6 protein-coding genes and 1 pseudogene are annotated in these 6103 nt (G+C 75.1%); 3 read left to right on the forward strand and 4 right to left on the reverse strand.

The annotated features are described in order from the left end of the window. On the forward strand, positions 1-598 hold a 598-nt coding region (locus GL263_RS19430; protein ID WP_182857015.1), incomplete at its 5' end, for a ComEA family DNA-binding protein. Positions 599-1118: 520 nt separating this feature from the next. On the opposite strand, the gene GL263_RS29270 is transcribed toward GL263_RS19430, so the two are convergent. Next, a complete protein-coding gene (locus GL263_RS29270) occupies positions 1119-1469 on the reverse strand; it encodes a hypothetical protein (RefSeq protein WP_438947980.1) in 351 nt (116 codons plus the stop codon). On the opposite strand from GL263_RS29270, the pseudogene GL263_RS29275 reads away from it, so the two are divergent. Continuing rightward, positions 1468-2892, forward strand: a pseudogene (locus GL263_RS29275) (ComEC/Rec2 family competence protein); the annotation flags it as partial. The gene GL263_RS29270 and the pseudogene GL263_RS29275 overlap by 2 nt on opposite strands. A 338-nt stretch (positions 2893-3230) precedes the next feature. Here the strand turns inward: GL263_RS29275 and GL263_RS19440 are convergent. After that, entirely contained in the window at positions 3231-3692 is a 462-nt protein-coding gene (locus GL263_RS19440) for a pyridoxamine 5'-phosphate oxidase family protein (protein WP_182857016.1), read from the reverse strand. Positions 3693-3802: 110 nt separating this feature from the next. After that, the gene (locus GL263_RS19445; RefSeq protein ID WP_182857019.1) at positions 3803-4069 is read right to left on the reverse strand and encodes a hypothetical protein; all 267 of its coding nucleotides are present in this window, start codon (positions 4067-4069) and stop codon (positions 3803-3805) included. Positions 4070-4247: 178 nt separating this feature from the next. Here GL263_RS19445 and holA point away from each other — a divergent pair, with 178 nt between their 5' ends. Then, complete coding sequence (gene holA, locus GL263_RS19450) at positions 4248-5267, forward strand: DNA polymerase III subunit delta (protein ID WP_182857017.1); 1020 nt, start codon at positions 4248-4250, stop codon at positions 5265-5267. 76 nt (positions 5268-5343) lie between these two features. On the opposite strand, the gene GL263_RS19455 is transcribed toward holA, so the two are convergent. Then, the coding region (locus GL263_RS19455) for a hypothetical protein (RefSeq protein WP_228456663.1) at positions 5344-6103 on the reverse strand (760 nt) is incomplete at its 5' end.

The raw sequence follows: 6103 nt of genomic DNA on the forward strand, positions 1-6103 counted from the left end.
GTCGGTGGCTGTGCACCACTTCTGGAGCGGTCGCGCCCAACCGGTCGGGCTGCCCGCCCCCGACCCGGCCGCTTCGGCCCCGCCGCCCGTCGACTCCGCGGCCGGGCTGCCGGGCGCCACCGGGGACGCTTCGAGCGGCGGGCCGCCGGGAGCGGCACCGCTGAAGGACGTGCACGTCGACGTCTCGGGAGAGGTCCGTCGCCCCGGAGTGGTCCGGCTTCCGTCGGGTTCCCGGGTCGCGGACGCGCTGCGGGCGGCCGGGGGAGTCCTTCCGGGCGTCGACACCGACCGGCTCAACCGGGCGCGGCAGTTGTCGGACGGCGAGCAGGTCATGGTCGGTCGGGAGCCGCCGGAGGGCGAGCCACCGGCGCCGGGCGCGGGTCCACCTCCCGACGGCGCGCCCTCCGGGCCGCTCGGCCTGAACTCCGCGACCAGCGAGCAGTTGCAGGCACTACCGGGCATCGGACCGGTACTCGCCCAGAACATCATCGACTACCGGACACGCAACGGGGGCTTCACCTCGCTCGACCAGTTACGTGAGGTCAACGGCATCGGTGACCACCGCTTCGCCACCCTGCAGCCGCTGGTGACCCCGTGAAGCCCGCCGATCCGGGCGGCGGCCCGGGGAAGCCCGAGCCCGCCGCGAGACCCCCCACGCCCGAACGACTCGCGGTGCACGCGGAGTCGGGGCATCGGCTCGGTGCCGCCCACCCGCGCCAGGAGGCGCCCCTCGACCTCCGACTTGTGCCGCCCGCGGTGTCCGCCTGGACGGCGGCCGCCCTCGCACCGGCTCTGACCGGCACGGCGGTCGCGCTGCTGGTCTGCGGCTGTCTCGCGGCGGCGGCCGTGCTCTGCGTCGCCGGACGGCGAAGGGCCCGGGGGCCGTGTGGTCCGGCCCGCCGGGCGACGGCGCGCGTACGCCGGAGCCGCATCTCCGGCGGCGCCCTGGTCGCGGCCGGGGCCGCGCTGCTCTGCGCCGCCGCCGGCGCGACGGCCGCGGGCCTGCACACCGCGGCCGTGCACGACGGCCCGCTGCCGGGCCTCGCGGAGGCGCATGCCCATGTCACCCTCCGGCTCAGCCTGACCGGCGATCCGCGTCGGACGCGGGCCCGCCCGGGTCAGCCGCGCACGGTGGTGGTGGCCCCGGCGACCGCCACCCGGGTCGTCCAGGGAGGCGGCCCGACCACCGCGATCCGCAATCCCGTCCTGGTCGTGGCGCCGCCGGAGCGGGCCGACGCGTGGCTGGGGCTGCTGCCTTCCACCACGATGGAGGTACGTGCCCGCCTGGCGGCGCCGCACGACGGCCGGGCCGGCGACATCGCCGCTTTGGCGCGTGTGTCCGAGGAGCCGACCACCCTGGCGCCGCCCAGCACGGCCCAGCGGCTCGCGGGTTCCGTGAGACAGGGCCTGCTCGACGCCACAGACGGACTTCCCGAGGACGCCAGGGCCATGATCCCGGCGCTGGTCATGGGGGACACCTCCCGGTTGCCCACCGACCTGTGGAACGCGGTGCGGGCAGCCGACATGACCCATCTGATCGTGGTCAGCGGCGCTCACGTGTCCCTTGTCCTCGCGGTCCTCATCGGGGCCCCGGGAACCGCCTCCCGTTCCGAACGCCGGGGCCTGGCAGCCCTGTTGGGCGTACCGCTGCGCACGACGGCGGTACTGGGCGCGGGACTGCTCATCGCCTTCACCATCGTGTGCCGCCCCGGCCCGAGCGTGCTGCGGGCGGCGGTGTGCGGAGGCATCACCCTGCTTGCCATCGCCACCGGCCGGCGGCGGTCGCTGCTGCCCGCGTTGGCCGCCGCGGCGCTCCTGCTGGTGCTCTACGACCCGGCGCTGGCGAGGTCGTACGGCTTCCTGCTCTCCGTTCTGGCCACCGGTGCCCTGCTGGTGATCGCGCCCCGCTGGAGTCTGTTCCTCCAGCAGCGCGGCGCACCGCTGCCGCTCGCGGAGGCGGTGGCGGCTACGGCGGCGGCGCAGGCGGTGTGCGCGCCGATCGTCGCGGTGTTCGCGGCCCGGGTGAGCCTGGTGGCGCTGCCGTGCAACGTGCTGGCCGGGCTGGCGTTCGCGCCGGCCACCCTGCTCGGCTGCCTCGCGCTCGCGCTGGCGCCCGTCTCGGGAACGGCCGCCGGAGCGGCGGCGTGGCTGGCGAGTTGGCCGGCCCGGTGGATCGCCGCGGTCGCCAGAACCGGAGCGGGCCTGCCGGGAGCCGAGGTCGGCTGGCCCGGAGGCTGGGCGGGCGCGGCGGCGTTGGCGGCGGTGACCGGCGGTGTGCTGCTCGTGCTCAGACCGGCGCTGCGGCGGCCGTGGGCAGTGGCCGGTTTGGTCCTGCTGCTTGTGGTGGCGGTGCTTCGGCCGCAGCCACTCACCCGGTGGGTCACCGGCTGGCCGCCACCGGACTGGCGGCTGGTCGCCTGTGACGTGGGGCAGGGCGACGCGTTGGTGCTGTCGGCCGGTGGGCGCGGCGCGGTGGTGGTGGACGTAGGCCCTGACCCGGCGGCGGTGGACGCCTGCCTCCGCGACCTCGGGGTGCGGCACATCCCGCTGCTTGTCCTCACACACTTCCACGCAGATCACGTCGCCGGACTTCCGGGCGCGCTGTCGGGCCGGTCGGTCGGCGTGATCCAGACGTCGACGCTGTACGAACCGCCGGGCCAGGCGGAGTTCGTCCGCCGCGAGGCGCGGAAGGCGGGTGTCCCGATGGCTCCGGCGGTGGCCGGGGAGCGGCGACGGCTTGGGGAGCGGCTTGAATGGGAGGTGCTGTGGCCGCCGCCCCACCCGGCCGGACTCGGGGCCAACGACGCGAGCGTCACGCTGCTGGTGCGCAGCGGCGGCCTCACGATGCTGCTGCCGGGAGATCTCGAACCACCGGCCCAACGCCGGCTGTTGGTCGAGCGTCCGGAGCTGGCGGACGTCGACGTGCTCAAGGTCGCCCATCACGGCTCGGCGTACCAGCATCCGCCGTTGTTGGCCCGCCTGAGACCCCGGCTCGCCGTGGTCTCGGCCGGCGCGGACAACGGCTACGGACACCCCGCGCCCACCACGCTTGAGCTGCTGCGAGCCCACGGTGCCGGGATCGTCCGCACCGACACGGACGGGGCGGTCGCGGTGAGCCGGGCGGAGGACGTCGGACTTCGGGTGACCCACGCGGCCCCGCCCCGCCCGCGGCGCCCGGCCGGCTCCGCCGACGGCCCGGTGCGCGCCGACGGAGCCGGTCCCATGGGACCTCAGGCCCGCCACACGCCGTCCCGCATGAGGACGCTGCCCTTCAGCTCGTTCTCCTCCCGCCACGCGCGCAGCGTGCGGGGAAGGAACCGCAGGAAGACGTACTCCTCGTCCCCGCGCGGATCCCAGCCCACCTTCGCCGCGAACGCGTCGCCCGCCCGGGGAGCGAGGCCGTCGGGCGCGAGCTGCTCGGCCTTCGCCTCGATGAGGACGACGTCCCGGGTGTGCCCGAGAGCGATGGTCGCCCCGGAACCCGCGCGGATGTTCCGTGCCGTGCGGGAGGTGCGTCTGGTGCACATGACCAGCCCGCCGTCATGGAAGACGAAGCTGAGAGGCACCATGTACTGCTCGCCCTCGGGCGAGGCCGTCGCAACCCAGGCGTCGACGTCCTCCTCCAGCCTGGTGAGGACATCTGCCCTGCGCTGTTCGCCGGTTCGTGGCGGGCGGTGTTCCGTGGTTGCCATGGTCGGGACGCTAGCCAACGGACGGCTGACGGCGCATCGGGCCACGGTCGTGGAACGGAGGCGTCGGGTAGGTCGGTGGCCCGTCCACCGCCGGGGTTGCGGTGGCGGGGTCAGTCGCGTTCGAGCCAGCCTTCGTGGTGGGCGGCCAGTTCGTCGAGGGCGGTCGGCGAGCAGACCCCCTCCGGGTCCTCCAGGACCACCAGCCACTGCGCGTCCTCCGCGTCGTCCTCTCCGGCGAGCGCGTCCCGGACCAGACGGGGCTCCTCCGGGAGGGGGAGGCTCTCGGCCAGTTCCTCGGCCACCTCCTCGGCGCTGTCCCGGTCCGGCAGGACCAGCACGTGCCGCAGGGGTGCGTCCGGTGCGGTGCTCGGTTCCATGGGTTGCTCTCCGCGGTCCTCGAAGCGGTCTCCGGTCTCCTCCACCGGGACATTGTGCGACAGCGGCGGCTGCGGCCCGCCTCCGGTGTCCGCCCTCCGGCCGCACGCGTCCGCGCGGCCGGGCGCCGGCGCCGGGGCGGGAGCGCGTTGTCGGAGGGGCGTGGGATGCTGGACGGCGATGGCCCCTAAGAGCGCAGCTTCCGCGAAGTCCCCCAAGCCCACGAAGGCCGCCGCAGACGACCCGTTGGCGGCGGTCACGCTGGCGGTCGGCCAGGAGGAGTTGCTGGCAGACCGGGTCGTCCGCGAGGTGGTGGCGGCCGCGAGGGCCGGCGACCCGGACACGGACGTGCGGGACCTGGCCCCAGGCGCGCTCCAGCCGGGCATGCTCGCGGAGCTGACAAGCCCGTCCCTGTTCGCCGAACGCAAGGTCCTGATCGTCCGGCAGGCGCAGGATCTGTCCGCCGACACGGTCAAGGAGGTGAAGGCCTACCTCGCCGAGCCGGTCGAGGAGGTGCTGCTGGTGCTGCTGCACGCCGGCGGAGCCAAGGGCAAGGGGCTGCTCGACGCCGCGCGCAAGGCCGGTGCCCGGGAGGTGCTCTGCGCGAAGCTCGCCAAGCCGGCGGAGCGGCTGTCCTTCGTACGCGGCGAGTTCCGGGCGCTCGGCCGGTCCGCCACGCCGGAGGCGTGCCAGGCCCTGGTGGACGCGATCGGCAGTGATCTGCGGGAGCTGGCCTCGGCCTGCGCGCAGCTTGTCGCGGACGTCGAGGGCACGATCGACGAGGCGGTGGTCGCCCGCTACTACACCGGCCGCGCGGAGGCGTCGAGCTTCGCGGTGGCCGACCGCGCGGTGGAGGGCCGGGCCGCCGAGGCGCTGGAGGCGCTGCGCTGGGCGCTGGCCACCGGTGTGGCCCCGGTGCTGGTGACCAGTGCTCTGGCGCAGGGGGTCCGGGCGATCGGCAAGCTCGCCTCGGCGCGTTCGGGCATGCGCCCGGCGGATCTCGCCAGGGAGCTGGGCATGCCGCCGTGGAAGATCGACAGGGTGCGGCAGCAGATGCGTGGCTGGTCGGCGGACGGCGTCGCCACGGCGCTGCGGGCGGTCGCCGAGGCGGACGCGGCGGTCAAGGGCGGCGGCTACGACCCGGCGTACGCGTTGGAGAAGGCCGTCGTGACGATCGCGCGGGCGGCCCGTTCCCGCTGAGGACGGGCGCGGTCCATCGTCGGCGGGGGCCGGTGTCGGCGGGGTCCGGTGTCGGCGCGGGCCGACGTGGGCGGGGTCAGATGTCGCCCTCGCCGCGCTTGGGCGGACCGCTGTCGGAGTCGGCGCCGCCGGTGCGTTCGCCGGCGTCGCTGGAGGTGTCGGAGCCGGCGGGCTTGCGCAGCTCCGCCAGCGTCTCCTCGGTGCTCTTCGTCAGCATGGAGCGGACCTGCGTCTTGCTGAGCGGGCTCTGGCCGGCGCGGGGGATGTCCACGTCGCTCCACTCCAGGTGGGTCTCCACCCAGCCGTCCCGGACCGTCAGCGCGGCGTAGGTCAGCCGCCCGTCGCGCTTGCGTTCACTGGTGACGAGGAAGGCCTCCTCGCCCAGCTCCTCCACCGGTTCGACCCGGTACCGCTGGGTCTCGTTTGACCGGCTCTCCTGGGCCTGCGCCCTGGCCTCGAACTCGGCGGTCGGGTCGGTCTTCTTGTGCCAGGTCGCGGTGAAGGTGACAAAGGTGGAGGGGTAGCCGCTGGAGCTGCCGCGCCGGTACCGCATGAGGCAACTGCTGGTGTCCATGGCGTCGTGGGTGGAGTGGTTGGCGGTGTTGCCGCCCTGCGCGGTGTAGTGCTCGAGGAAGGGGGAGCGGTAGACGGCCTCGCACATGTCCTCGTGGAAGTTGTAGCCCGCGAGGTCGGCGGTCGGCTCGGAGTCCTTGCCGAGGCCGCCTCCGACGATGGTCACGGCGGCCCAGACGGCGGAGGAGAGCACCACGCCTCCCAGTGCCCACACCCATCCGGGCAGTCGGCCCCGCGTGGGGCCGGCCGGGGCGGGGGGAGCG

This window comes from Streptomyces durbertensis (assembly GCF_014156695.1).
Taxonomy (GTDB): Bacteria; Actinomycetota; Actinomycetes; order Streptomycetales; family Streptomycetaceae; genus Streptomyces; species Streptomyces durbertensis.

What these genes read in the sequence shown, in the direction of transcription:
- GL263_RS29270 (WP_438947980.1), bottom strand. Translation starts at nt 1,469, where the DNA reads ATGACCAGCGCCGGGATCATGGCCCTGGCGTCCTCGGGAAGTCCGTCT.
- GL263_RS19440 (WP_182857016.1), bottom strand. Translation starts at nt 3,692, where the DNA reads ATGGCAACCACGGAACACCGCCCGCCACGAACCGGCGAACAGCGCAGG.
- GL263_RS19445 (WP_182857019.1), bottom strand. Translation starts at nt 4,069, where the DNA reads ATGGAACCGAGCACCGCACCGGACGCACCCCTGCGGCACGTGCTGGTC.
- holA (WP_182857017.1), top strand. Translation starts at nt 4,248, where the DNA reads ATGGCCCCTAAGAGCGCAGCTTCCGCGAAGTCCCCCAAGCCCACGAAG.